At 73.0% G+C, this 22,958-nt stretch carries 23 protein-coding genes; 13 read left to right on the top strand and 10 right to left on the bottom strand.

Annotated elements, in window-relative coordinates:
* The first annotated feature begins 3 nt into the window (after positions 1-3).
* Complete coding sequence (locus tag ABZV77_RS09535) at positions 4-957, top strand: tellurite resistance/C4-dicarboxylate transporter family protein (RefSeq protein WP_356252688.1); 954 nt, start codon at positions 4-6, stop codon at positions 955-957.
* Here ABZV77_RS09535 and ABZV77_RS09530 read toward each other — a convergent pair.
* The 3 genes from ABZV77_RS09530 to ABZV77_RS09520 form a co-directional block, all read right to left on the bottom strand.
* On the bottom strand, positions 923-2,350 hold the full coding sequence (locus ABZV77_RS09530; protein ID WP_356252685.1) for a VWA domain-containing protein: 1,428 nt from the start codon (positions 2,348-2,350) through the stop codon (positions 923-925). The genes ABZV77_RS09535 and ABZV77_RS09530 overlap by 35 nt on opposite strands.
* Positions 2,347-3,216, bottom strand: a complete 870-nt coding sequence (locus tag ABZV77_RS09525; protein ID WP_356252682.1) for a MoxR family ATPase — start codon at positions 3,214-3,216, stop codon at positions 2,347-2,349. Before ABZV77_RS09525 ends, ABZV77_RS09530 begins: the two co-directional genes overlap by 4 nt.
* 177 nt (positions 3,217-3,393) lie before the next feature.
* The gene (locus ABZV77_RS09520; RefSeq protein ID WP_356252679.1) at positions 3,394-3,834 is read right to left on the bottom strand and encodes a nitroreductase family deazaflavin-dependent oxidoreductase; all 441 of its coding nucleotides are present in this window, start codon (positions 3,832-3,834) and stop codon (positions 3,394-3,396) included.
* A gap of 107 nt (positions 3,835-3,941) precedes the next feature.
* Here ABZV77_RS09520 and ABZV77_RS09515 point away from each other — a divergent pair, with 107 nt between their 5' ends.
* On the top strand, positions 3,942-5,003 hold the full coding sequence (locus ABZV77_RS09515) for a helix-turn-helix domain-containing protein (RefSeq protein WP_356252676.1): 1,062 nt from the start codon (positions 3,942-3,944) through the stop codon (positions 5,001-5,003).
* A 20-nt stretch (positions 5,004-5,023) separates the two neighbouring features.
* On the opposite strand, the gene ABZV77_RS09510 is transcribed toward ABZV77_RS09515, so the two are convergent.
* Entirely contained in the window at positions 5,024-5,431 is a 408-nt protein-coding gene (locus ABZV77_RS09510; RefSeq protein WP_356252673.1) for a CoA-binding protein, read from the bottom strand.
* A gap of 51 nt (positions 5,432-5,482) precedes the next feature.
* Positions 5,483-6,058, bottom strand: coding sequence for a TerD family protein (locus ABZV77_RS09505; RefSeq protein ID WP_356252670.1), 576 nt, complete (start codon positions 6,056-6,058; stop codon positions 5,483-5,485).
* 149 nt (positions 6,059-6,207) lie between these two features.
* On the opposite strand from ABZV77_RS09505, the gene ABZV77_RS09500 reads away from it, so the two are divergent.
* Positions 6,208-6,642, top strand: coding sequence for a BlaI/MecI/CopY family transcriptional regulator (locus tag ABZV77_RS09500; RefSeq protein WP_356252667.1), 435 nt, complete (start codon positions 6,208-6,210; stop codon positions 6,640-6,642).
* Positions 6,643-6,665: 23 nt separating this feature from the next.
* Positions 6,666-7,598 (top strand): M56 family metallopeptidase, encoded by a 933-nt coding sequence (locus tag ABZV77_RS09495; protein ID WP_356252664.1) that lies wholly within the window; start codon positions 6,666-6,668, stop codon positions 7,596-7,598.
* A 94-nt stretch (positions 7,599-7,692) separates the two neighbouring features.
* On the opposite strand, the gene ABZV77_RS09490 is transcribed toward ABZV77_RS09495, so the two are convergent.
* Positions 7,693-8,148, bottom strand: a complete 456-nt coding sequence (locus tag ABZV77_RS09490; RefSeq protein ID WP_356252661.1) for a TerB family tellurite resistance protein — start codon at positions 8,146-8,148, stop codon at positions 7,693-7,695.
* Positions 8,149-8,297: 149 nt separating this feature from the next.
* Between ABZV77_RS09490 and ABZV77_RS09485 the strand changes: the two genes are divergently transcribed.
* Positions 8,298-8,972: a transcriptional regulator gene (locus ABZV77_RS09485; protein WP_356252658.1), complete on the top strand. Its 675-nt coding sequence runs from the start codon at positions 8,298-8,300 to the stop codon at positions 8,970-8,972.
* Position 8,973: 1 nt separating this feature from the next.
* Here the strand turns inward: ABZV77_RS09485 and ABZV77_RS09480 are convergent, their stop codons facing one another.
* A complete protein-coding gene (locus ABZV77_RS09480) occupies positions 8,974-9,597 on the bottom strand; it encodes a TetR/AcrR family transcriptional regulator C-terminal domain-containing protein (RefSeq protein ID WP_356252655.1) in 624 nt (207 codons plus the stop codon).
* Between the two features lie 116 nt (positions 9,598-9,713).
* Between ABZV77_RS09480 and ABZV77_RS09475 the strand changes: the two genes are divergently transcribed.
* Together ABZV77_RS09475 and ABZV77_RS09470 are read left to right on the top strand one after the other, a co-directional pair.
* Entirely contained in the window at positions 9,714-11,225 is a 1,512-nt protein-coding gene (locus ABZV77_RS09475) for an APC family permease (RefSeq protein WP_356252652.1), read from the top strand.
* Positions 11,226-11,284: 59 nt separating this feature from the next.
* Entirely contained in the window at positions 11,285-12,916 is a 1,632-nt protein-coding gene (locus tag ABZV77_RS09470; protein ID WP_356252649.1) for an amidohydrolase, read from the top strand.
* A 12-nt stretch (positions 12,917-12,928) separates the two neighbouring features.
* Here ABZV77_RS09470 and ABZV77_RS09465 read toward each other — a convergent pair whose 3' ends face one another.
* Entirely contained in the window at positions 12,929-13,573 is a 645-nt protein-coding gene (locus ABZV77_RS09465) for a 4'-phosphopantetheinyl transferase superfamily protein (protein WP_055566743.1), read from the bottom strand.
* Positions 13,574-13,742: 169 nt separating this feature from the next.
* Between ABZV77_RS09465 and ABZV77_RS09460 the strand changes: the two genes are divergently transcribed.
* From ABZV77_RS09460 to ABZV77_RS09445, 4 genes are all read left to right on the top strand, one after another.
* Positions 13,743-14,369 (top strand): YigZ family protein, encoded by a 627-nt coding sequence (locus ABZV77_RS09460; protein WP_356252647.1) that lies wholly within the window; start codon positions 13,743-13,745, stop codon positions 14,367-14,369.
* A 93-nt stretch (positions 14,370-14,462) separates the two neighbouring features.
* Positions 14,463-15,626: an exonuclease SbcCD subunit D gene (locus tag ABZV77_RS09455; RefSeq protein WP_356252645.1), complete on the top strand. Its 1,164-nt coding sequence runs from the start codon at positions 14,463-14,465 to the stop codon at positions 15,624-15,626.
* The gene (locus ABZV77_RS09450) at positions 15,623-18,775 is read left to right on the top strand and encodes an SMC family ATPase (protein WP_356252642.1); all 3,153 of its coding nucleotides are present in this window, start codon (positions 15,623-15,625) and stop codon (positions 18,773-18,775) included. Before ABZV77_RS09455 ends, ABZV77_RS09450 begins: the two co-directional genes overlap by 4 nt.
* Before the next feature lie 109 nt (positions 18,776-18,884).
* Positions 18,885-19,685, top strand: coding sequence for an SAM-dependent methyltransferase (locus tag ABZV77_RS09445; RefSeq protein WP_356252639.1), 801 nt, complete (start codon positions 18,885-18,887; stop codon positions 19,683-19,685).
* A gap of 43 nt (positions 19,686-19,728) precedes the next feature.
* On the opposite strand, the gene ABZV77_RS09440 is transcribed toward ABZV77_RS09445, so the two are convergent.
* The gene (locus ABZV77_RS09440; protein ID WP_356252636.1) at positions 19,729-20,175 is read right to left on the bottom strand and encodes an Lrp/AsnC family transcriptional regulator; all 447 of its coding nucleotides are present in this window, start codon (positions 20,173-20,175) and stop codon (positions 19,729-19,731) included.
* 162 nt (positions 20,176-20,337) lie between these two features.
* Positions 20,338-21,075, bottom strand: coding sequence for a trypsin-like serine protease (locus tag ABZV77_RS09435; protein ID WP_356252634.1), 738 nt, complete (start codon positions 21,073-21,075; stop codon positions 20,338-20,340).
* A gap of 431 nt (positions 21,076-21,506) precedes the next feature.
* On the opposite strand from ABZV77_RS09435, the gene ABZV77_RS09430 reads away from it, so the two are divergent.
* Both ABZV77_RS09430 and ABZV77_RS09425 read left to right on the top strand, forming a co-directional pair.
* Positions 21,507-22,043, top strand: coding sequence for a rhodanese-like domain-containing protein (locus tag ABZV77_RS09430; protein ID WP_356252631.1), 537 nt, complete (start codon positions 21,507-21,509; stop codon positions 22,041-22,043).
* 59 nt (positions 22,044-22,102) lie between these two features.
* The gene (locus ABZV77_RS09425) at positions 22,103-22,948 is read left to right on the top strand and encodes an SDR family oxidoreductase (RefSeq protein ID WP_356252628.1); all 846 of its coding nucleotides are present in this window, start codon (positions 22,103-22,105) and stop codon (positions 22,946-22,948) included.
* The last annotated feature ends 10 nt before the right edge of the window (positions 22,949-22,958 follow it).

Below are 22,958 nucleotides of genomic sequence, written 5' to 3'. Positions count from 1 at the left end.
GCCATGACCCTTCGCGCGTCGTGGTGGTCGGGGCTGCCGCCCGCGGCGGGTTCCGCGGTGATGGCCACCGGGATCATCTCCGTCGGCCTGCACCTCCTCGGCCACGAGACGCCCTCCCGCGTGGCGCTCGGCCTGACCGTCGCCGCCTGGCTCGCGCTCGCCGCGGACTTCGCCGTCCGGCTGTTCTCCGACCGCGCCCGCTGGGAGTCCGAGGCGGACACCCCGCCCGCGCTCACCGCCGTCGCCGCGACGTGCGTGCTCGGCACCCGCCTCGCGCTCCTGGACCTGGCGTTCATCGCCGTGTGCCTGCTGGTGGTTGCGGCCGCCCTCTGGCTGGTCCTGCTGCCCGCTGTCGTACGCCATTGGGGGCACCGCATGCCGGGGGCGGTCTTCCTCGTCTGCGTCGCCACCCAGGCCATTGCGGTGCTGTCCGGCACCCTGGCCGCCGTCCTGCCCGCGCGCCCGCTCTGCGTCGTCGCGCTCGTCTTCTTCTGTCTGGGCCTGGCGCTGTACGCCGCCGCCCTCGCCCGGTTCGACTTCGCGGAGGTCCGGACGGGCGCGGGGGACCAGTGGGTGGCGGGCGGCGCCCTCGCGATCTCGGCGCTCGCGGGGTCGAAGCTCGTCGCCGCGCCCCTGTACGGCGGGGCCTGGCACGACGTCCTGCGCACCGTGACGCTGATCGTGCTGGCCCTCGACCTGGCGTGGTACCTCGTCCTGCTCCTCGCCGAGGTGCGTCGCCCGCGGTTGCGCTACGACGTGCGCCGCTGGGCCACGGTCTTCCCCATGGGAATGACGGCGGTCGCCGCGCTCTCGGTGAGCGCCGCGGCCCGGCTCCCCTGGCTGGAGGAGCCGGGCCGGGTGCTGCTGTGGATCGCGGTGGCGGTCTGGCTGTGCGTGTGCGCGGGGACGGTCAGATCGGCCCTCAGACCGGCAGCAGCCGCGCGATCAGCCCGCTGAGCTGCTGCGCGTTGCGGCACTCGTGCATCTCGACGAGTTCGGCGTACGCATACGCCGCCGAGTCCCCGGTCGACCAGTTCCCGCGCCCCTCCGGGTTGAGCCAGTACACCCGGCGGGCCCGCTCGGCGATGTGCCGCAGGGCGGGGAGATTGGGGTCGCTCATGTTCGTACGGGCGTCGCCGAGGACGAAGACCGTCGAGCGCGGGCCGACCGCGTCGACGTACCGCTCGGCGAACTCGCCCAGGGAAGTGCCGTAGTCGCTGCTGCCGTGCCAGCCCGTCACCGTCGCCTCGCCGAGGATCCGGGCGCCGAGGCCCGCCGGATCCGCGCTGCCGTGCGCGACGAGCCCCGTCACCTCGTCGACCCGGTTGACGAAGGCGAACACCCGCACCTTGCTGAACTGGTCGTGCAGCGCCTGTACCAGCAGCATCGTGAAGTTCGCGAAGCCCGCCACCGAACCGGACACGTCGCACAGCAGGACCAGCTCGGGGCGTGCGGGACGGCGACGGCGCAGCACCGGACGCATCGGCACGCCGCCCGTCGACAGCGAACCGCGCAGGGTGCGGCGCAGGTCGATGCTGCCGTGCGCGGCCCTGCGGCGCCGGGCGGCAAGCCGCGTCGCGAGCTTGCGGGCCAGCGGATGCACCGCCCTGCGCAGTTCGTCCAGGTGTCCGCGGCCCGCCAGGAGGAAGTCGACGCGGTCGGCGGTCGTCGCCACGGCGCGCAGGGCGATCTCCTCCGTGCCGCGCCGCTCGGCGACCCGGCGGCGCGCCTCGGTCCTGACGCGCTCACGGAACCCTTCGATGCGGCGCCGGACCTCGTCGGCCAGCAGGCGGTCGGTGAACGCGGCCAGGCCGGTGTCCTGTCCGGCCGAGCCCGCACGGATGGCGGCCAGCACGCGTGAGAGCAGCGTCTCGGGCCGCAGCCTGCTCAGCGTCTGGTACGACGACCAGCCGTCCCCGCCGGGCGAGGACGCGCCGTACCCGCCGAAGCCGTCCACGGCCTCGCCCGCCAGCTGCCCGATGAGCGCCTGGTCGTCCGCGGCGAGCGCGGCGACGAGCCGTTCGCGCAGCGCGTCCCGTTCGGCGTTGCCGCCCTCGCGCACGGGGTCGTCCCGGCCGCCCGGCGCGCCGACGCCCGCCGGAAAGTACAGATCGAAGACCGGGTCGAAGACCGCACGCTGGCTCTCCTGGTGGAGCAGCGCGGTGGCAAGCCCCTCCCTGACCCGCTCCCTGTCGGTGAGGCCGAGCGCCTCCAGGGCCGCCGCCGCGTCGACGGTCTCGCCGGGACCGATGCGCAGCCCGTGCGACCGGAGCGTCCTGACCAGGCCGGTGACCCGGCCGGTGATCCCGTCGGCGGGGGAGCCGGGCAGACCCTCGGGCGGCGCCGTCACACGGCTTCCAGGTCCAGCTTGGCGGCGGCCTTCAGCACGTCGTCCTGATGCTTGAGGACGACGCCGAGACTGTCGCGCACCACGGTCTCGTCCAGAGTGTCGGCGCCCAGCGCGAGCAGCGTCCGCGCCCAGTCGATGGTCTCCGCGACCGACGGCACCTTCCGCAGGTCCATCGCGCGCAGCGCGCCGACCACCCGCACCACCGAAGCGGCGAGCGCCTCGTCGAGACCGGGCACCTTCATCCGGACGATGCGACGCTCCAGCTCCTCCTCGGGGAAGCCGATGTGGAGGAAGAGACAGCGACGGCGCAGTGCCTCGGACAGCTCGCGGCTCGCGTTGGAGGTGAGGACGACGAACGGACGGCGCTCCGCGCTGATCGTGCCCAGCTCCGGCACCGTGACCTGGAAGTCGCTCAGGACTTCGAGGAGGAGCCCCTCGACCTCGACGTCGGCCTTGTCCGTCTCGTCGATCAGCAGGACCTTCGGCTCGTTGCCGCGGATCGCGGTGAGCAGCGGCCGTGAGAGCAGGAACTCCTCGCTGAAGATGTCGGTGCGCGCCTCGTCCCACGACTCGTCGCGGCCCGCGGTGATGCGCAGCAACTGCTTGGCGTGGTTCCACTCGTACAGGGCGCGCGACTCGTCGACGCCCTCGTAGCACTGCAGCCGCACGAGCCGGGCGCCCGCGACCGCGGCGACGGCCTTCGCCAGCTCCGTCTTGCCCACCCCGGCCGGGCCCTCGACCAGCAGGGGCTTGCCGAGGCGGTCGGCGAGGAACACGGTGGTGGCGACGGCGGGCGAGGCCAGATAGCCGGTCGCGGCCAGGCGGGCCGCGACGTCGTCGACGGACGTGAAGTACCCGGTCGTCATGCGGAGTTCTCCTGTGCTGTTCGGCTGCACCGGTGCCTCCCCCGGGTCCCGGTCCCCGTAGCCGATCAGCTCGGTGCGCCCCTCCACAACGGGCGGACGCCGTTTGCGTCGAACGTCACGTCGCGGCTCCCGTGGGGCTCCGGAGAGCCCCACGGGGCACGTGCGGTGCCGTTCGGGTCAGGATTCGAGCGGTGTCAGGACGAAGAGCGGGATCTCACGGTCCGTCTTCGTCCGGTACTCGTCGTACTGGGGCCAGACCGCCACGGCCCGCTCCCACCAGAGCTGCCGCTCCTCACCGGTGACGACCCGTGCGCTGTAGTCCTTCTTCACCGGTCCGTCCTGCAGCTCCACATGCGGCTGCGCGACCAGGTTGTGGTACCAGGACGGGTGCGCGGGGTCGCCGCCCTTCGACGCGACCACGGCGTACTCCCCGGCGTGCTCGACGCGCATCAGGGGGTTCTTGCGGAGCTTCCCGCTCCGGGCGCCGACCGAGATGAGCAGGACGACCGGCTTTCCCTGCAGCGTCGTCCCCCTCGTCCCGCCGGAGCTTTCGTACAGATCGGTCTGCTCGTTCGACCAGACCCAGGTTCCGGGCTCGTACTCACCAGTCAGAGGCATGCCTGTCCCAACGACGGTTGGTTAACGGTCCGGTCGCATTATGGGCTAGAAAGGCATCAATTGATTCATCACGGTGGCTGAAGTTCACCACGACCCCGGGGGCGGACATGGCGGGGCACGGCATACCCGAGGCCTATCTCGACGGCTACGCGGGCATTCTGGCCGCCGCGGCGGCCACCGGGCGACGGCTGACCCGCGAGGAACTGTCCTCGCGCCGCGCGCTGGGGGAGCGCGCGGCGGATGCGGGCATCGGGCTGCGGGCGCTGGTGGGCGCGCACCTCGCGGCGACCCGTGCCGACTGGCCCGCCGCAGGGACGGCCTCCGCCGACGGCGTGCTGGCCGCCGTCGAGCAGGCCGTGGACGCCCTGGCCGAGGGATATGAACGTGCCCAGCGTCTGGCGGTGCGCCAGCAGGAGGCGGCCCGGCGGGAGTTCATCGACGATCTGCTCCACGGCCGCAGCGACCTGGGCAGGCTCGCCGAACGTGCCGAACGCTTCGGTCTGCGCCTCTCCTTCGAGCATGCGGTCGCCGTCGCCCAGGGCCCGAGCGGCTACGAGGAGGGGGACACCGTGCCGCGCGAGGTGGAGGCCGCCCTCATCGGCCGGTTCGGCAACCGCAGCATCCTGCTCACCACGAAGGAGGGCAGGCTGGTGTGCATCGCTCCGGGCGACCAGAGCGAGGTCCTCGCCTTCTTCGCCAAGCACGCGTACGCGGCCATCGACGGCGGCCGTGTCGTCATCGGCAGGCCGCAGCCCGGCCCGGGCGGCGTCGTCCAGTCGTACGAGGAAGCGCTGAACGCCCTGGACCTGGCCGAACGGCTGGAACTCGACGGGCCCGTGCTGCGCGCCGCCGATCTGCTCGTCTATCCGGTGCTGACCCGCGACCGGCAGGCCATGGCCGACCTGGTGGTCCACACGCTCGGCCCGCTGCGGCAGGCCCGCGGCGGCGCGGGGCCCCTCATCGACACGCTCACCGCGTTCTTCGACTCGGGCTGTGTCGCGGCGGAGGCCGCCCGGCGCCTCTCGCTGAGCGTCCGCGCCCTGACGTACCGCCTGGACCGCATCCACCAGCTCACCGGCGCCAACCCGGCCGCCCCCGTGCACCGCTACACCCTGCAGACCGCGGTGATCGGCGCCCGCCTGCTCGACTGGCCCGACCAGCCGCTCTAGGGCTCCGGCGCTCCAGAGCGCTAGCCGAGCCGCGGGATCTCGATGGCGGGGCAGCGGTCCATGACCATGGACAGGCCCGAGGCGCGCGTCCTGTCGTACGCCGCCTCGTCGACCACGCCCAGCTGGAACCAGACCGCCCGCGCACCGGCGGCGACCGCCTCGTCGGTGACCGGGCCCGCCAGCGCGCTGTTGACGAACACGTCCACCACGTCGACCGGGAACGGCACGGCGGACAGGGATGTGTACCCCTGCTCGCCGTGGACCGTCTCGGCCTTGGGATGGACCGGCACCACGCGCTTGCCGAAGTGCTGCAGGACGGAAGCGACGCGGAACGCCGCTCTGTCCCGGTTGTTCGACAGGCCCACGACGGCCCAGGTGTCGCCCAGCTCCGTCAGGATCCTGCGCACCGTCTCGTCGTCGCCGTACATGGCCTGCCTCCTCGAATGTCGCGGCGGGATGCCGTCAGAGCCGCGCGCGGGTCAGACGTTCACGCCGAAGTCCGACGCGATGCCGCGCAGCCCACTGGCATAACCCTGGCCGACCGCACGGAATTTCCACTCCGCGCCGTGGCGGTAGAGCTCACCGAAGACCATGGCGGTCTCCGTCGAGGCGTCCTCCGAGAGGTCGTAGCGGGCGATCTCCGCGTTGTCCGCCTGGTTCACCACGCGGATGAACGCGTTGCGGACCTGGCCGAAGCTCTGGCCGCGGTTCTCGGCGTCGTGGATCGACACCGGGAAGACGATCTTCGAGATGTCGGCGGGGACCTGCGCGAGGTTCACCTTCACGGCCTCGTCGTCGCCCTCGCCCTCACCGGTGAGGTTGTCGCCGGTGTGCTCGACCGAGCCGTCCGGGCTCGTCAGGTTGTTGTAGAAGATGAAGTGCTGGTCGGAGACGACCTTGCCCGATTCGTTGCAGAGCAGGGCGCTGGCGTCGAGGTCGTAGTCCGTGCCGGTCGTGGTGCGCACATCCCAGCCCAGGCCGACCACCACGGCGGTGAGGCCCGGGGCCTCCTTGCTGAGCGAGACGTTGCCGCCCTTGGCCAGGGAAACTCCCACGATGTCCTCCTACGGTCCGAGTGCTGGATCTGGCTTCTGGCTCACTGAAATCTACAGGAGTGTAGAAGTGGGTGGTGCGGCGGTGTCCCGTTACGATAGGGCGCTCCGCGTCCGCCGTGGAGCACACTGAGGCTGGAGGGATCGCGGGCATGACGCACCAGGACGAGCACGACTCGGGCGAGGGGCACGACTCGCACGACGAGCGGCAGCCCCGGCTGCGCCGTCGCGCGCAGGGCGAGCTGGAGTCGCAGGTGCTCGCCGCGCTGCACACCGCGCGCGGCCCGGTCAGCGCGGCCTGGGTGCAGGAGCGGATCGGCGGCGATCTCGCGTACACGACCGTCATGACGATCCTGACCCGCCTCCTCGCCAAGGATGCGGTCACCCGTGAGCGCGCGGGCCGGTCGTTCGCCTGGACGCCCGCGTCGGACGAGGCCGGACTCGCGGCCTTCCGCATGCGCAAGGTGCTCGACGGCGAGAGCAACCGCGAGGCCGTGCTCGCCAGCTTCGTCACGACGCTCACCCCTGATGACGAGGAGCTCCTGCGCGGGCTGCTCGGGCAGGCGGGCGCCGAGGCCGACGACTGACGCCCGATGGGGGTACTTCGCTGATGGGCGTCTTCGTCTTCCTGCCGCTGGTGCTGCCGCTGACCGCGTGGCCGATCGCCCGCCTCGCCGAGCAGCACCTCCACCCGCGCACCGCGACCCGGCTGCTCACCGCCGTCGCCGGGGTGATGGCGCTGTGCAGCACGCTCTGTCTGGCCCTCCTGATGGTCGTCGGCACCGCCCAGCTGCCGGGCAACCCGCTGCCCGACGGCTGGTCCGACCCCGAGGTGCGCGCGGCCGTTCCCTATGACGAGGTGGCCGGGAAGGTCGCGATCCCCGCGCTGCTCGTGGTGTGCGCCGCATGTGTGCGCACGCTCTGGCGGCATGCCCGAGTGCGCCGCCGGGGGCGCCGCGCCCTCGAAGGGCTGCCCGGCAGCTCCGTCGCCGTCCTCGCCGACGAGGCGTCGTACGCCTACGCCCTGCCCTCACGCGGCGGCGGCCGTGTCGTGGTCACCACCGGGATGCTGTCCCGGCTCGCCGCCCCGGAGCGCCGCGCGCTCTTCGCCCACGAGCGGGCGCATCTGTCGGCGCGCCACCACCGGCATCTGATCGTCACGCAGCTCGCCGCCCGCGCCAACCCCTTCCTGCGGCCGCTGCGCACCTCCGTGGCCTACGCCGCGGAGCGCTGGGCCGACGAAGCGGCGGCCCGCGCGGTGCGCGACCGGCGCGTCGTCGCCCGGGCGATCGGCAAGGCGGCGCTGGTCTCGCGAGGCGTGCCCGCGCCGACCCTCGCGGGTCTTGCGGCGCCCGGGCCGGTGCCGCGCCGCGTCGCCGCGCTCCTCGCCCCGGCCCCGTCTTCCGCGACCCGGCCCTCCGTGTTCACGGGGGTGGGGCTCGCCCTGTGGTCCGCCGCGTTCGGCACGGCCGTGTCCGCGATGTCCTCCGCGAACTCCGCCGTCACGATGGTCCTGATCCTGCGGGCGGCCACGCCGCTCTGAACGGCGCGCGGCTCCAACGTGTGGTTCCAAGGGGACTCGCCGCTCGCCGCGAACGGACCGGCCCGAGGGGTCCGGGGCCGGTCCGGCTGCGCTGCTAGAGGTCGAACTCGTGCGGCGGCAGGTCGAGCGCGAAGCACGCCTCCCGCACGACGGCCTGCTCGTCCTTGTCGAAGTCGCCGTCGGCGCCGCCGATGACGATGCCGATCTGGATCACCGCGCGGGCCTCGGCGGGCTTCTTCTTCGCCTTGGCGACTTCCTGGAGCACGCTCACCTTGCCGAACGCGAAGTCCGCGGTCAGCTTGTCCACGTACTCGTCGAAGCGGCGGCGCAGGTCGTCCGCGGGGAAGTTCTGCAGCACCTCGTTCGAGCCGATGAGCTGCGCGACGCGCTGGCGCTCGGACGGGTCGACGGTGCCGTCGGCGGCCGCCACCAGGGCGCACATCGCCATGCTCGCGTCGCGGAAGGCTCCGCTCTTCAGGTCGTTCTTCTTCGCCATCAACTGCGTCTGCATCGTCGATGCGGATTCCTTGACGCGGTCCCACAGAGCCATGGGGAACTCCATAAACGTATCGATGTATCAGGGGTGTTGGACGAGTCCCCGGTACGCTGCGCGCAGGTCCGGGTCCCCGCCAGTTTCTACAGCAGAGTAGAAACTAGCAGTCGGATCGAGAAGTTCCCGCCCAGCGGAAGGTGCGCGTGATGACTCCGACGGCACAAGAACTCCTGCGGAGCACGGCTGCCCGCCTCGCCCCCGACCCGGACAAGAACCCGCTCGTGCCGCGCATCGCCGACGGCCGGGCGTCGACGCGGACCATCGCGCTCCTGGCGCTGGAGCAGCGGCACGTGATCCCCTCGGACCGGCGCTCCTTCCTGCATCTGGCCCGCCGGGCGGACGAGGCGAAGGATCTGGAATCGGCTGCCTTCTTCGACACCCTCGCCGACGGCGAGAGCCTCGCGAGGGAGCGGCTGAACCCGCTGTTCGAGGCCTGCGGAGTGAGCAGGCCCGAGGCGTCGACGTACGAACCGCAGCCGGGCTGCCAGGCCTATCCGGCGTACGTGTCCTGGCTCGCCCTGAACGGCGAACCGGCCGACGTCGTCCTCGCGCTCACCGCCAACTTCGCCGCCTGGGGCAGCTGTTGTGCCACCGTCGCCCGCGGGCTGCGCGACCACTACGGCTTCGACGGCGAGGCGTGCGGATTCTTCGACCTGTTCGCGGAGCCCGCGCCGGACGTCGACCGGCAGGCCCTCGCCGCGGTGCGGGCGGGCCTTGAGCGGGGGCGCGTGACGGCGGCCCATCTGCGCTTCGGCCGACTGCTGGGGCACTACGAGGAGATGTTCTGGTCGACTCTCGCCGGGCGTGACGGGGGCCGCTGACTCACTCCGCTCCCGTCTCGCCCAGCTCCGCCAACCGCGCCGTCAGGCCACGGATCAGCGCGTCGAGTCCCGCGTCGAAGGCCTGGTCCGCGCGTGCCGACTTGCTGCCTTCGGGTGCGGCGCGCAGTGCCGCGGCGAGGACGGGCACCCGAGGGGCGTGATCCGAGGGGGCGATCATCAGCGGCGGCGCGACGAGGTCGAGCGCCGAGCCGAGCAGGAAGGACTCCACGCTCGTCAGGACCGCCATCAGGTGCCGCTCCGGCCAGCCGCCGCGCGCCAGCGCCGCCACCACGGCCTCGTACATGGCGAGCGTCGCCGGAGAGCTGATCGTCGTCGTGGCCAGCAGCTCGATGGCGTGCGGGTGGCGCGCGAACGCGTCGCGGTACGAACGCGCCCACGCGGCAAGGGCGTCGGGCCACGGCAGCGCGGCGAACGCGGAGACGTCCATCTCCTCGACGACCAGCCGCCGCACCCCCTCGATGACGGCGGAGCGGCCGTCCAAGTGGTTGTAGAGGGAGGCGGTCCGCACGCCGAGACGGTCGGCGAGCCGCGGCAGGCTGAACGCGTCCGTGCCGCCCGCATCGATCATCGCCAGCGCCTCGCGCGCGATCAGATCCGCGCTCAACACGGGTCTGTGCGGCCGTCCTTTGCCCGTCACTTCATGCCCTCTTCCCAGATGCTTCCCCCGCAGAGTACGGTCCTGGCAGCCCGGACTAAAGGGTTTAGTTTTGGAGTACGCGCGTGACCGCACCCACCTCCTCGGGACCTGCCTCCTCCGATCCCCTCTCCACCCGACCCAGCTCCTCCGGACCCCCGTCGGCGCCCGGCGCCGATGCCCTCAGCGAAGGCGCCATCGGCACCGGCGACCTCGTGTTCTTCGTCGTGGCCGCCGCCGCGCCGCTCACCGTCATGGCGGGTGTGGCCCCGGTGGCCATCGGCATGGCGGGCGACGCGGCGCCGGTCGGCTATCTGCTCTCCGGACTGCTGCTCGTGGTCTTCGCCGCGGGGTTCACGGCCATGAGCCGGTTCGTGCGCAACGCCGGTGCGTTCTACGCGTACATCGGGCGGGGACTGGGACGTGCGACGGGGGCGGGGTCCGCGTACGTGGCCCTCTTCGCGTACAACGCGATCGAGGTCGGACTGCTCGCCGCCTTCGGGTGGTTCACCGAGTCCGGCTTCGAGGACCTCACCGGGGTGCGTGTGGCCTGGTGGATCTGGGCGTCGGCGGGCCTCGTCGCCATCGGTGTGCTCGGCTACCTCCGGGTCACGCTCAGCGCCAAGATCCTCGGCGTCGCGCTCGTCCTTGAAGTCCTCGTGCTGTTCGTCTTCGAGGCGGGCGTCCTCGCGCACGGGGGCGGCCCGCAGGGCCTCGACTTCGGCACGCTCTCGCCCGCCCGGCTCGGGGAGCCGGGGGTCGGCGGCATGTTCGTCCTGACCATCGGGGCGTTCATCGGCTTCGAAGCGACCGCGATCTACGCGGAGGAGGCGCGGCGGCCCGAGCGGACCGTGCCCCGTGCCACCTACGTGGCGGTGGCGTTCCTCGCGCTCTTCTACACCTTCACCGCCTGGATGATCATCAACGCGTACGGATCCGACGAGGCCCAGGCCGTCGCCTCCGGGGAGGGCGGCCCCGACATGGTGTTCGCCGCCACCGAGCGGTTCGCGGGCGCCTGGGCCGCCGACTCCATGCACGTGCTGATCATCACCAGCGCCTTCGCCGCGACCCTGGCCTTCCACAACGGCGCCGCCCGCTACTTCTACGCCCTGGGCAGGGAAGGCCTGCTGCCCGCGCGCCTCGGCACGGTGTCGCCGAAGACGCGGGCACCGGCCATCGCGGTGCTCACGCAGTCGGCCATCGCGCTCGCCGTGATCGTCGTGACGATGATCGGCGGGGCTGATCCGTACACCGTCACCTTCTTGTGGAGCAGCGGCTCCGGCATCCTCGGCGTCATCTTCATGCAGGCCCTCGCGGCGCTTGCCGTGTACGGGTTCTTCCGCCGCGACCGGCGCGGCATGCCGTCCTGGCGCGTGGTCGTCGCGCCGCTGCTGGCCTGTGCGGGGCTCGCCGTCATGATCGTCCTGGTCTGCGCCGACCTCGATCTGCTCACCGGGGCGTCGAGCGGTGTGAACGCGGCCCTGATCGCACCGCTGCCGCTGCTGTTCGTGGTGGGGGTGGGAGTGGCGCTGCGGATCCGGCGGCGCGCCCCGGCGGCGTACGAGCGGCTGACGACGGTGGACGCGGAACGCGCCTGAACGACGGCCCGTCCGAACCATGACGGTCTGAACGACGACCAGAAGGAGAGAGCGACAGCATGACGGCGGCGACCCTCGTCTTCCTCGGCACGGTCCGCACCGGGACCGTGGCCGGCGGGATCAGTGGAACCGGTGGCGACACCACCGCTCTCGCCGTGCGCGACGGCCGCGTCCTCGCGCTCGGCGACGAAGCCCGCGCCCTCGCCCCCACCGCCGACGAGGTCGTCGACGTCGGCGAGGGGCTGCTGATGGCCGCCTTCGGAGACGGGCACGCCCACCCCCTCTTCGGCGGCCTGGAGAGTTTCGGGCCGCAGATCAAGGAGCTTGACTCCGTCGACGCGATCGTCGCCGAGGTCGGACGGTGGGCGCAGCGGCACCCTGAGGCCAAGTGGGTCGTCGGCGCCTCCTACGACCCCGCGCTCGCGCCCGACGGCGAGTTCGACGCGCGCTGGCTGGACGCCGCGGTGCCCGACCGGCCCGTCGTCCTGCGCGCCCACGACTACCACACCGTGTGGTGCAACACCGAGGCGCTGCGCAGGGCCGGGGTGACGGAGGCGACTCCGGAGCCGCGCCTCGGCTGGATCGTGCGGCGCGCGGACGGCAGCCCTCTCGGCACCCTGCGCGAATGGCACGCCTGCGACCTCGTGCTCGACCAGGTGCCGGTGCGCGAGGAGGACGAGCTGGTGGAGGCGATCCGCCGCGCTGGGCATGCGTACGCGCGCGCGGGCATCACCTGGGTCCAGGACGCCTGGGTCGAACCGGAGATGGTGGACGCCTATCTCGCGGCCGCCCGGCGCGGGGCCCTCGCCCTCCGCGTGGACCTGGCCCAGCGCGCCGACCCGGACCGCTGGCGCGGGCAGCTCGCGCCGTTCGCCGTGACCCGCGCGCGCGTGGCGGCCGACGGCGGGGAACTGCTCTCCGCGCGGACGGTGAAGTTCTTCAGCGACGGGGTCGTCGAGGGCGGCACGGCCGCCATGCTCGCCCCCTACCTGGACGCGCCGCACAGCTGCGGCATGCCGGTGTGGGAGCCGAGCGCCCTCGCCGAGGCCGTGCGGGCCTTCGACGCCGACGGCTTCCAGACGCACATCCACGCCATCGGGGACGCCGGTGTGCGCGCGGCTCTCGACGCCATCGAGTCCGCGACCGCCGCCAACCCGGCCTGGGACCGGCGCCCGGTGATCACCCACGTCCAGGTCGTCGACCCCGCCGACCTGCCGCGCTTCGCGGAGCTCGGTGTCATCGCCAACTTCGAGCCCCTGTGGGCACAGCCGGACCCGCTCCAGACCGAGCTGTCCATCCCGCGCATCGGCGTGGAGCGGGCCGCGCTGCAGTACCCCATGGGGGAACTGGCGCGCGGCGGCGTGCGGCTGTCCTTCGGCAGCGACTGGCCGGTCAGCTCACACGTACCGCTGGAGGGCATTCAAGTCGCCGTCACCAGGCGTACGTTCACGGGCGAGCCCGCCGACGGCTGGCTCCCGCACCAGCGGCTCACCGTCGACGAGGCGCTGACGGCCGCGACGACCGGCGTCGCCCACCAGGCGGGTGCCGACGACCGCCTGGCGCTCGCCCCGGGCGCACCTGCCGACCTGGTCCTGCTCTCCGCCGACCCGCGCGCGGCGGACCCGATGGAGATCCGGCACGCGCGCGTGCTGGGCACCTGGCTGGGCGGCCGCGCCACCTACAGGCAATGAGCGGCACTGGCGTCAGCGAAGGACGATGGCCGTGGCGGCGATCCCGTCCCGCACGATCCACCGACCCGAGAACCCCTTGAGCTCGACGCCTTGCACGACCGGCCCCTCGACCAGCAGCCGCGCGGTGAACGTCCCGTCCGCGGCGAGCTCCACGCGGGCGTCCTCGAAGCCGAGCCAGCGTCCGGTGAGCGGGAACCACGTCTTGTAGACGGACTCCTTCGCGCTGAACAGCAGCCGGTCCCAGGGTGTGGCGGGCTGCCGGGAGCCGAGCGAGGCCAGCACGGCACGCTCCGTCTCGTCGGCGACCAGGTTCAGGACGTCCGGGTCGCGCAGCGGCTCGCCCGGCTCCGCGTCGATGCCGACGGAGATCACCTCGCCCGCGCGGGCCACGACCGCCGCGCGGTACCCGGCGCAGTGCGTCATGCTGCCGACGACGCCGTCCGGCCAGCCGGGAGCGCCGCGGTGCCCCGGCAGGATCGGCGCGGGCGGCACGCCGATCCGGGCCAGCGCGGTACGGGCACAGTGCCGCACGGTGGTGAACTCGTTGCGCCGCTTGGCCACCGCGTTCGCGACCACCGCCTCCTCCTCAGGGAAGAGGACGGCGTCGGCCGGGTCGTCGTGGGTCTCGACGACGGTGACGGGCACGCCGTCGAGCAGGGTTGCCAAGGGGCCCGCCGGATCGGGGACTTGGCGCGCGGGTATCGAAGGTGACGTCACGGGAGATCACGGTACCGGGTGCCCCGCACAGGAGTACGGGCTGTGGCCTACGCCACCCGGCGGCACGCCCGGGTGCGGCCGCCCTCCGACGAGCGCATACGCTGGCGTGATGCAGGACGAGTACCGCACAGTGGCCCGCGAGGGCGTGCACGAGACCGAGATCAACCGCTCGCGCTTCCTGTGCGCCCTGGCACCCGCGGCCACCGAGCTGGAGGCCCAGGAATTCGTCGCACGCATCCGCAAGGAGCACCCGACCGCCAGCCACAACTGCTTCGCGTACGTGATCGGGGCGGACGCCGCCGTACAGAAGGCGAGCGACGACGGCGAGCCCGGCGGCACCGCGGGCGTCCCGATGCTGCAGATGCTGATGCGCCGCGACATGCGTTACGTCGCCGCCGTCGTGACCCGCTACTACGGAGGGGTCAAGCTCGGCGCCGGTGGACTGATCCGGGCCTACGGAGGATCGGTCGGCGAGGCGCTCGACGCCCTCGGCACCGTGACCCGCCGCCGCTTCCGCCTGGCCACCGTCACGGTCGACCACCAGCGCGCGGGCAAGGTCCAGAACGATCTGCGGGCGGCGGGCCGCGAGGTGCGCGACGTCCACTACGGCGACGTCGTCACGATCGAGATCGGGCTGCCCGACGCCGACGTGGACGCCTTCCGCGGCTGGCTGGCCGACGCCACCGCCGGAAGCGCGGTGTTCGAGCTCGGGGGAGAGGCGTACGGGGATGTCTGACGTACGAGGGGCCAGGGGAGCCGCACGGGTGTCCGGGGGAGTTACGGGAGTGGCCGCCCGTGATGTCCGACCCGCCCGATAGTCTCGGGAATCATGAGGCTGCTGCACACGTCCGACTGGCACCTGGGCCGATCGTTCCACCGCGTGAACATGCTCGACGCCCAGGCTGCGTTCATCGGCCACCTGCTGGCGACCGTGCGCGAGCGCGAGGTGGACGCCGTCGTGGTGGCCGGGGACGTGTACGACAGGGCGGTGCCCCCGCTCGCGGCCGTCGAGCTCTTCGACGACGCCCTGCACCGCCTCGCGGACCTCGGCGTGCCGACGGTGATGATCTCCGGGAACCATGACTCGGCCCGCCGCCTCGGCGTCGGCGCGGGCCTCATCGACCGCGCGGGCATCCACCTGCGCACCGACCCGGCCGCCTGCGCGGATCCGGTGATCCTCGGCGACGCCCACGGGGACGTGGCGTTCTACGGCCTGCCGTACCTCGAACCCGCCCTGGTGAAGGACGAGTTCGCGGTCGACAGGGCCGGGCACGAGGCGGTCATCGGGGCCGCCATGGACCGCGTGCGGGCCGACCTCGCCACCCGCACACCGGGCACCCGCTCCGTCGTCCTCGCCCACGCCTTCGTCAGCGGTGGAGAGGCCAGCGACAGCGAGCGGGACATCACCGTCGGCGGGGTGGCGGCCGTGCCTGCCGGTGTCTTCGAAGGCGTGGACTACGCAGCCCTCGGCCACCTGCACGGCAGCCAGACCCTCGGCGACCGCGTGCGCTACTCGGGCTCGCCCCTGCCGTACTCCTTCTCGGAGGCCGACCACCGCAAGAGCATGTGGCTCGTCGACCTCGGGCCCGAGGGGCACATCGAGGCCGAGCGGGTCGACTGCCCGGTGCCGCGCCCGCTCGCCCGCGTCCGGGGCACCCTGGACGACCTGCTCGACGACCCGGCCCTCGCCCGCCACGAGGACGCGTGGGTCGAGGCCACCCTCACCGAAGCGGTGCGCCCCGACGACCCGATGGCCAGGCTCTGCGAGCGCTTCCCGCACACCCTCAGCCTCGTCTTCGCCCCCGACCGGGCCCCCGACGACCCGGACGTCTCGTACGCCCAGCGTCTCCAGGGCCGCAGCGACCAGCAGATCGCCGAGGACTTCGTGACCCACGTGCGCGGTGCGGGACCCGACGAGCAGGAACAGGAAGTGCTGCGTTCGGCGTTCGACGCGGTCCGCACCGACGCCACCGTGCGCGAGGTCGCCCGATGAGGCTGCACCGGCTCCGCATCACCGCCTTCGGGCCCTTCGGCACCACCCAGGACATCGACTTCGACGACCTCAGCACCGCAGGACTCTTCCTGCTGCACGGCCCGACCGGCGCGGGCAAGACCTCCGTCCTGGACGCCGTGTGCTACGCGCTCTACGGCTCGGTGCCGGGCGCCCGGCAGGGCAGCGGCCAGGGCATGACACTGCGCAGCGACCACGCGCAGCAGGGCACGCGCACGGAAGTGTGCCTCGAACTCACCGTCGCCGGACGCCGTCTGGAGGTCACCCGCCAGCCTCCGTGGGAGCGCCCCAAGAAGCGCGGCACGGGCACCACCACGGAGAAGGCACAGAGCTGGCTGCGCGAGTACGACGCCGGGGCGGCGCCGGAAGAGGGCGCGGACACCGGGGCGGGACCGGGCGCCTGGAAGGCCCTGAGCCGGTCCCACCAGGAGATCGGCGAGGAGATCACCCAGCTCCTCGGCATGAGCAAGGAACAGTTCTGCCAGGTCGTGCTCCTGCCCCAGGGCGACTTCGCCCGCTTCCTGCGCGCGGACGCCGAGGCACGCGGCAAGCTCCTCGGGCGGCTCTTCGACACGCGCAGGTTCGCCGCCGTGGAACAGCGGCTCGCCGAGCAGCGGCGCACCACCGAGACCGAGGTCAAGGAGGGCGACGCCGCGCTCCTCGCCGACGCGCACCGCATGCAGCAGGCCGCGGGCGACGGCGGGCAGGAAGCCGAACTGCCCCTGCCCGACCTGACGCCCGGCGACCCTGGCCTGGCGGACGCGGTCCTCACCTGGGCGGCCGTCGCCCGCGCGGGCGCCCGGGAACGCCTCACCGTCGCGCACTGTGCGCTCACGGCCGCCGAATCCGCCCAGGCCGCCGCGGAACGCAGGCTCGGCGAGGTGCGCGAACTCGACCGGCTGCAGGACCGCTTCGCCGAGGCGCAGACACGCGCCGCGCAGCTCCACGCGCGCGTGGACGAACAGCGCGTTCTCGAAGAGCGCCTTGAAAGGGCCCGCAAGGCCGAGACGGTCGCGCCCGCGCTCGGCCTGCGCGACACCGCCGACACCGAGCACCGCCACGCCGCGGCAGCCGAGGCACGCGCGCGTGGCCGACTGCCCGAGACGTTCGCCTCCTCCGGCGCGGCGGGCCTCGCCGCCGCCGCGCGCACGGCCGCCGAGGAACTGGGCGGCCTCGCGTCGGCCCGGCGCGCCGAGCGGCGGACCACCGAGATCGACACCGAACGTGCGGCACTCGACCGTCAGGAGCGCGCGGACGACGAGCTGCTCCAGGACGCCTCCGGCTGGCTCGACGGCTGGGACACGACCCGGGCCACGCTCCAGGAGCGCATCGAGTCCGCCCAGGAAGCCGCGACCCGCGCCGAGCGCCTGGCGGGCCTGCTCGCACCCGCCGAGGCCCGCCTCGAAGCGGCCCGCCGCCGCGACCGGCTCGCCCGGGACGTCGCGGCGGCGCAGGAACACGCCCTCGGCGCCCGCGAGTCCGCCACCGCCGCCCACGAGCACTGGCTCGCCCTCAAGGAGCAGCGCCTCACCGGCATCGCCGCCGAACTGGCGGCCCACCTGAGCGACGGCGAACCGTGCGCGGTGTGCGGAGCCACGGAGCACCCCGACCCCGCGCGAAAGATCGCCGGGCACGTGGACCGCCAGGCCGAGGAGGCGGCGCTCGCCGCCCACCGCCGCGCGGACGAGTCCCGCGCGGCCGCCGAGGGCGCCCTCGGAGAGGTCCGGGAATCCCTGGCCGCGGCGAAGGCCGCCGCGCGGGGCGGCCCCGTGCTGGACCCGGACGACACCAACGCCACCGGCACGGAGTCAGGCGCGGACGTACCCACCTCTGAAGACCGCACCTCTGAAGACCCCGCCTCCGAAGACCCCGCCTCCGACGAACTCGCCGCGTCCGTCGACGCGTTGCGGCACGCGTACACCGAGGCCCGCGACCGTGCCTCCGGGCTGCACGCCGCCCGGGAAGCCCTGGCGCAGGCCGAGCGCGAGTACGACCGCAGGCTCGTCCAGCAGCAGGAGGCCGCGCGGCGCGCCGCTTCCCGGACCACCCTGCGCGACGCCCTGATGCGCGAGCAGGACTCCCTGGACGAGGAGTTGACCCGCGCGCGGGGTGCCACCGGCAGCGTCGCCGCCCGCGCCGCCCAGCTGGAGCGGCAGACCGAGCTGCTCACCGAGGCGGCGGACGCCGCCCGCGCCGCGGACGACACCGCCGAACGCCTCAAGGACGCCGACGCGCGACTCGCCGACGCGGCCTTCCGCGCCGGGTTCGACACGCCGACGGCCGCCGCGGCCGCCCTCCTCGACGACGCCAGGTACCGCGAGGTCCAGCACCGCATCGACGCCTGGCGGAACGAAGAGGCCGCCGTGCGCTCCGTCCTCGCCGAACCGGACACGGCCGCCGCCGCCCAGCAGCCGACCGCCGACCTCTGGGCTGCCCGGGACGTCGCCGAGGCCGCCGCCCGGCGCCTCCGGGACGCGGCATCCGCGCGGGACGCCGCCGCGGGCCGCTGCACCGAACTCGACCGGCTCTCCGCGCGGACGACGGCCGGGACCCGCAGGCTCGCGCCGCTGCGTGCCGCGTACGACCGGGTGGCCCGCATGGCCGGTCTCGCCGCGGGCACCTCGGCGGACAACGAACGCAGGATGCGCCTGGAGTCGTACGTCCTCGCGGCCCGGCTGGAGCAGGTGGCCGCGGCCGCGACCGTCCGGCTGCGGCGCATGTCGTCCGGGCGCTACACCCTGGTGCACTCCGACGACCGCACAGGGCGCGGCCGTTCGGGCCTCGGGCTGCATGTGGTCGACGCCTGGACGGGGCGCGAGCGCGACACGGCGACCCTGTCCGGCGGCGAGACGTTCTTCGCCTCCCTCGCCCTGGCGCTGGGGCTCGCCGATGTGGTCACCGACGAGGCGGGCGGCGTCCGGCTGGACACGCTCTTCATCGACGAGGGGTTCGGCAGCCTCGACGACCAGACGCTCGACGAGGTCCTCGACGTGCTCGACTCGCTCCGTGAGCGGGACCGCAGCGTCGGCATCGTCAGCCACGTCGCGGACCTGCGGCGGCGGGTGCACGCACAGCTCGAGGTCGTGAAGGGGCGGGACGGTTCGGCCGTACGCCAGCGGGGCGGGGCCTGAGGAGATCGTTTGCCCGGAACCGCTTGCTGTGCAGGCAAGTTGATGTGGCAAGCTGTCGCCAGCCGCTCGCGGGCCGGGTGGCCGTGGCGGTCGTCGAAAGGGGCGAAGCGTGGGACAGGACGGCGGCTTCCGTGCCGAGGAGATCGACACCAGCAGGCCGCATCCGGCCCGGATCTATGACTACCTGCTGGGCGGCAAGGACAACTACGAGGTGGACCGCAGGGCCGGGGACGAACTCGCCGCGGCCGCGCCCGAGGTGCGGATCGGCGTGCAGGCCAACCGCGACTTCATGCGGCGTGCCGTCCGCCACGTCGTGGGCGAGGGCGTCCGTCAGATCCTCGACATCGGCACCGGGCTGCCCACCCCTCCGAACGTGCACGAGACCGCCCACGAGATGGCGCCGGACGTACGCGTCGCGTACGTGGACAACGACCCGATCGTGAACACGCACGCCGGAGCGCTGCTCAGCGGCTCCGGCACGACCAGCACCGTCCTCGCCGACCTGCGCGACCCACGGGCGATCATCGACCACCCCGACGTCCGCCGCGTCATCGACTTCGACGAACCGGTCGCCCTGTTCCTCGTGGCGATCGTCCACTTCCTCACCGAGGCGGATGAGCCCGAGCGGATCGTCGCCACCCTGCGCGACGCGTTGCCCGCCGGAAGTTACCTCGTCCTCTCGCACGCCACGAGCGACTTCGCCGACCGCCGCGACGCCGAGGCCGTGTACAACCAGGCCACCGCCACCCTGAACCTGCGGCCCAAGGCCGAGGTCATGCGGTTCTTCGACGGCTTCGAGCTGGCGGAGCCCGGCCTGGCCCAGGTGCCGTTCTGGCGTCCGGACGCCCCGTCACCCGCGGGGTCCGACGCGATCGGCATCTACGGCGGCGTGGCACGCAAGTCCGCCTGAAGGGCACGGCCGGTCGGCGACCGCAAGCTCAGCGACCGTAAGCTCAGCGGCCCAGCGGCCTTCGCGGCAGGGGCGAGGAGTACACGATGCTCGTCGTGACCGACCCCAGCGCGCCGATCTTGCCCGCCACCTCTTCGAGGTGCTGCATCGAGCGTGCGGCGACCTTGATGACGAAGCAGTCGTCGCCGGTGACGTGATGCGCCTCGAGGATCTCCGGGGTGGCGTCGACCAGGTCGTGGAACGGCTTGTAGTTGCCGTTGGGGTAGCGCAGGCGCACGAACGCGAGGATGGGCAGACCGAGCCGCTCCGGGTCCACCACCGCCCCGTACCCCTGGATGACACCGGCCTCCTCCAGGCGCCGCACCCGCTCGGTCACGGCGCTCGCGGACATCGAGACGGCGCGCGCCAGCTCGGCGTAGCTGGCGCGGCCCTCCCGCTGGAGGACATCGAGGATGCGCCAGTCGGTGGCGTCCGTGGAATAACCGGTCATGGCCGAGAGGTAACAGGGAAATCCCCGGCCGATCAAGAGGGATGCCGGGGATTGGTCCCACTCGTCCGCAAAGGTCCGGGGGAGCGGACCTGTGCCGCCCCCGCGCGGTGAGGGCGCGGGGGCGGCACAGCTCCGCGGAACGCCGCCGCACACGGCGCGCTGTCAGACGCCCGCGATGCTCTGGATCCAGGAGCGGTACGCCGTCACGTTCGTGTACGCGGTCGTGGTCTGGCGGTCACTGGTGGAGGCGACGCCGACCTGTGCGCCGTTGGCATTCATGGGGCCGCCGGAGTCGCCGCCCGCGGTGATGCCGTTGCCGCGCCGGGCGCAGATGGCCTGGCCCTGGTAGGCGTCGCGGCAGCCGCCGGTCACGACGACGTCGGCGACCTTCAGGAACTGGGACTGGCAGTTGATCTCCTGACCGCACTGGGACGTCGCTCCCCAGCCGTACACCTGCACGGTCTGGCCCACCGTCACCGAGCCCGGGGAGCCGAGGCGTGCGTAGGTGCCCGGCACGGAGCGGTCCAGCTTGACCAGGGCCAGGTCGGCGGAGGGGTGGGTGCTGACGCTGGTGCCGTTGGCCGTGGTGCCGCCGGACGTCTGGTCGAGGCTGCCGATGCGGAACGACAGGCCGCCGCCGCTGACGCAGTGCTTGGCGGTGAGGATCCAGGTCGGGGCGATGATCGTGGAGCTGCAGGTCTGCCGGCCGTTGGAGAAGAGCCTGGCCGCCCAGGGCGCGTTGCTGGCGTAGCCGCCGCCGATGATCGGCCGGGGGCCTTGGGTGGATGCCACGGCGGGCGTTTCCGCGCGCGTCGCGCTCTGGGCCGCCGCGGTGGGGGCGAGCCCCAGAACAGCGAGGGCGGTGGCCGCGAGCGCGGGGACGAGTCTGGATATTCGCACGTTCGTCTCCATTGTGTGGGGATGAAACGTCCTTGATGAGGACGAGACCGCATAGGTATGCAGTCGCAGTGCACGCTTGGAAGGCGGGTATCTTCTGTCGCGTGCATGCCATCTCTGGCGGGAGAGAATCTGGCAGAGGAGTTGTGGGCGGCGCAAGGGTGCCGACCGTGCCTTCTGTGCGGTTGTCGCGGCCATGGGTGGGCTTGCGGAGCAGTGCATGATCAAGCCGAATCCTGGTCCGGACCATTCTCGGCGGAAGGTGCGTACTCCTGGCAACGCCCTTTCACGACAACCCTGTTGGCTTCCCCTGCGCGGCCCGCGGGGGAAGGGGGCGGTCGAACCGTGATTCGCCGGGAATTCGACGGTGAGCCCGTGGGGATGCCGGGGATCACCGCTTCAGAGTTCCGGTCGCCACCCGTAGATTTTTGGCCATGAACAACACGAACGTGCAGCTCAGCGCCCCTTCTTCCGCTCCGTCCCACCCCACTGCGGCACCGCCCGCAGCCGGAAATGCGGTCCTGCGGATTCCTCCCGCGTCCCCGGCCGCGGCCGCCGCCCACTTCGGCGCGAGCCTCGCCTTCCACGCCGACGTGTCCGATGTGGCCGCGGCGCTCGCCGAGGACGGCGACCCGGGCTTCGTCGTCATCGACACCCGCTCCACCGCCTCCTGGGACCAGGGACACGTCCCCGGCGCCGTCCACCTGCCGACCGCCCTCATCCCCGAGCAGGCGGAGCTGCTCCTGGACAAGTCGGTGCCGGTCGTCACCTACTGCTGGGGCCCCGGCTGCAACGGCGCGACCCGCGCGGCACTCGCCCTCGCCCAACTGGGCTTCCAGGTCAAGGAGATGCTCGGCGGCTTCGAGTACTGGGCGCGCGAGGGATTCGAGTTCGAGACGTGGGAGGGCCGCGAGCGGCGCGACCCCGACGCGCTCACCGCCCCGGTCGACGCCGAGGACTGCGGCTGCTGACTGCCAGGCCGGAAGAAATCACGTGCGGGACGGAGTCCCGGCGTCCACCATGGTCAGTCATGCCGCACTTGCCACCGCCCACACCCGCCCAACTCCGCCGTGACCCGCTCCCGTTGCGCGGCAGGACCGCCCTCGTCACCGGGGCCAGCCGACGCGGGGGCATCGGATATGCCGTCGCCCGACGGCTCGCCGCGTACGGCGCCGGGGTCTACCTGCACCATCACATCCCGCACGATGCCGCGATGCCCTGGGGCGCCGACCGGACGGAGGACGTCGTCGCCGGAGTGCGCGAGGCGCTCGGCGACCCGGACGCGCCGGTCGTCGCCGGGCCCGGCGACCTCACGGAGCCCTCGGCGCCCGCCGAGCTGATCGGGACGGCCGCCGAAGCACTCGGCGGCCGCCTCGACATCCTCGTCGCCAACCATGCGCTGAGCGGCAGCGACGGATCGCTCGACGAGATCGATGCGGCCATGCTCGACGCGCACTGGGCGGTCGACACCCGCTCCGTGATCCTCCTCGTCCAGGCGTACGCACGGCTGCGCACACAGGTGCCGCACCGCACCCCGGGCGGCCGCGTCGTGATGATGACGTCGGGGCAGGACATCGCGGACGGCATGCCGGACGAGATCGCGTACGGCTTGCAGAAGGGCGCCCTGGCCTCGGCGACCCGCTCGCTCGCCACCGCACTGGCCGACCTCGCCATCACGGTGAACTGCATCAACCCCGGCCCCGTGGACACGGACTACCTCCACGGCGAGGCCTACGCGGAGGTCGAGTCCCATTTCCCGGCGGGCCGCTGGGGCATGCCGGACGACCCGGCCCGCCTCATCGCGTGGCTCGCCACGGACGAGGCGGAGTGGATCACCGGTCAGGTCATCGACTCGGAAGGCGGCTGCCGCCGCTGAAGCCCGGCGC

Source organism: Streptomyces sp. NPDC004732, assembly GCF_040609235.1.
Lineage (GTDB): Bacteria > Actinomycetota > Actinomycetes > Streptomycetales > Streptomycetaceae > Streptomyces.
This window is presented reverse-complemented; position numbering and strand designations above follow the sequence as displayed.

Excerpts from the sequence above, each read along its gene's own strand:
- ABZV77_RS09430 (WP_356252631.1), top strand. The coding sequence starts at position 21,507 with ATGAACAACACGAACGTGCAGCTCAGCGCCCCTTCTTCCGCTCCGTCC.
- ABZV77_RS09520 (WP_356252679.1), bottom strand. The coding sequence starts at position 3,834 with ATGCCTCTGACTGGTGAGTACGAGCCCGGAACCTGGGTCTGGTCGAAC.
- ABZV77_RS09485 (WP_356252658.1), top strand. The coding sequence starts at position 8,298 with ATGACTCCGACGGCACAAGAACTCCTGCGGAGCACGGCTGCCCGCCTC.
- ABZV77_RS09510 (WP_356252673.1), bottom strand. The coding sequence starts at position 5,431 with ATGTACGGCGACGACGAGACGGTGCGCAGGATCCTGACGGAGCTGGGC.
- ABZV77_RS09495 (WP_356252664.1), top strand. The coding sequence starts at position 6,666 with ATGGGCGTCTTCGTCTTCCTGCCGCTGGTGCTGCCGCTGACCGCGTGG.
- ABZV77_RS09515 (WP_356252676.1), top strand. The coding sequence starts at position 3,942 with ATGGCGGGGCACGGCATACCCGAGGCCTATCTCGACGGCTACGCGGGC.
- ABZV77_RS09455 (WP_356252645.1), top strand. The coding sequence starts at position 14,463 with ATGAGGCTGCTGCACACGTCCGACTGGCACCTGGGCCGATCGTTCCAC.
- ABZV77_RS09440 (WP_356252636.1), bottom strand. The coding sequence starts at position 20,175 with ATGACCGGTTATTCCACGGACGCCACCGACTGGCGCATCCTCGATGTC.
- ABZV77_RS09460 (WP_356252647.1), top strand. The coding sequence starts at position 13,743 with ATGCAGGACGAGTACCGCACAGTGGCCCGCGAGGGCGTGCACGAGACC.
- ABZV77_RS09535 (WP_356252688.1), top strand. The coding sequence starts at position 4 with ATGACCCTTCGCGCGTCGTGGTGGTCGGGGCTGCCGCCCGCGGCGGGT.
- ABZV77_RS09470 (WP_356252649.1), top strand. The coding sequence starts at position 11,285 with ATGACGGCGGCGACCCTCGTCTTCCTCGGCACGGTCCGCACCGGGACC.
- ABZV77_RS09425 (WP_356252628.1), top strand. The coding sequence starts at position 22,103 with ATGCCGCACTTGCCACCGCCCACACCCGCCCAACTCCGCCGTGACCCG.
- ABZV77_RS09525 (WP_356252682.1), bottom strand. The coding sequence starts at position 3,216 with ATGACGACCGGGTACTTCACGTCCGTCGACGACGTCGCGGCCCGCCTG.
- ABZV77_RS09490 (WP_356252661.1), bottom strand. The coding sequence starts at position 8,148 with ATGGCTCTGTGGGACCGCGTCAAGGAATCCGCATCGACGATGCAGACG.
- ABZV77_RS09500 (WP_356252667.1), top strand. The coding sequence starts at position 6,208 with ATGACGCACCAGGACGAGCACGACTCGGGCGAGGGGCACGACTCGCAC.
- ABZV77_RS09450 (WP_356252642.1), top strand. The coding sequence starts at position 15,623 with ATGAGGCTGCACCGGCTCCGCATCACCGCCTTCGGGCCCTTCGGCACC.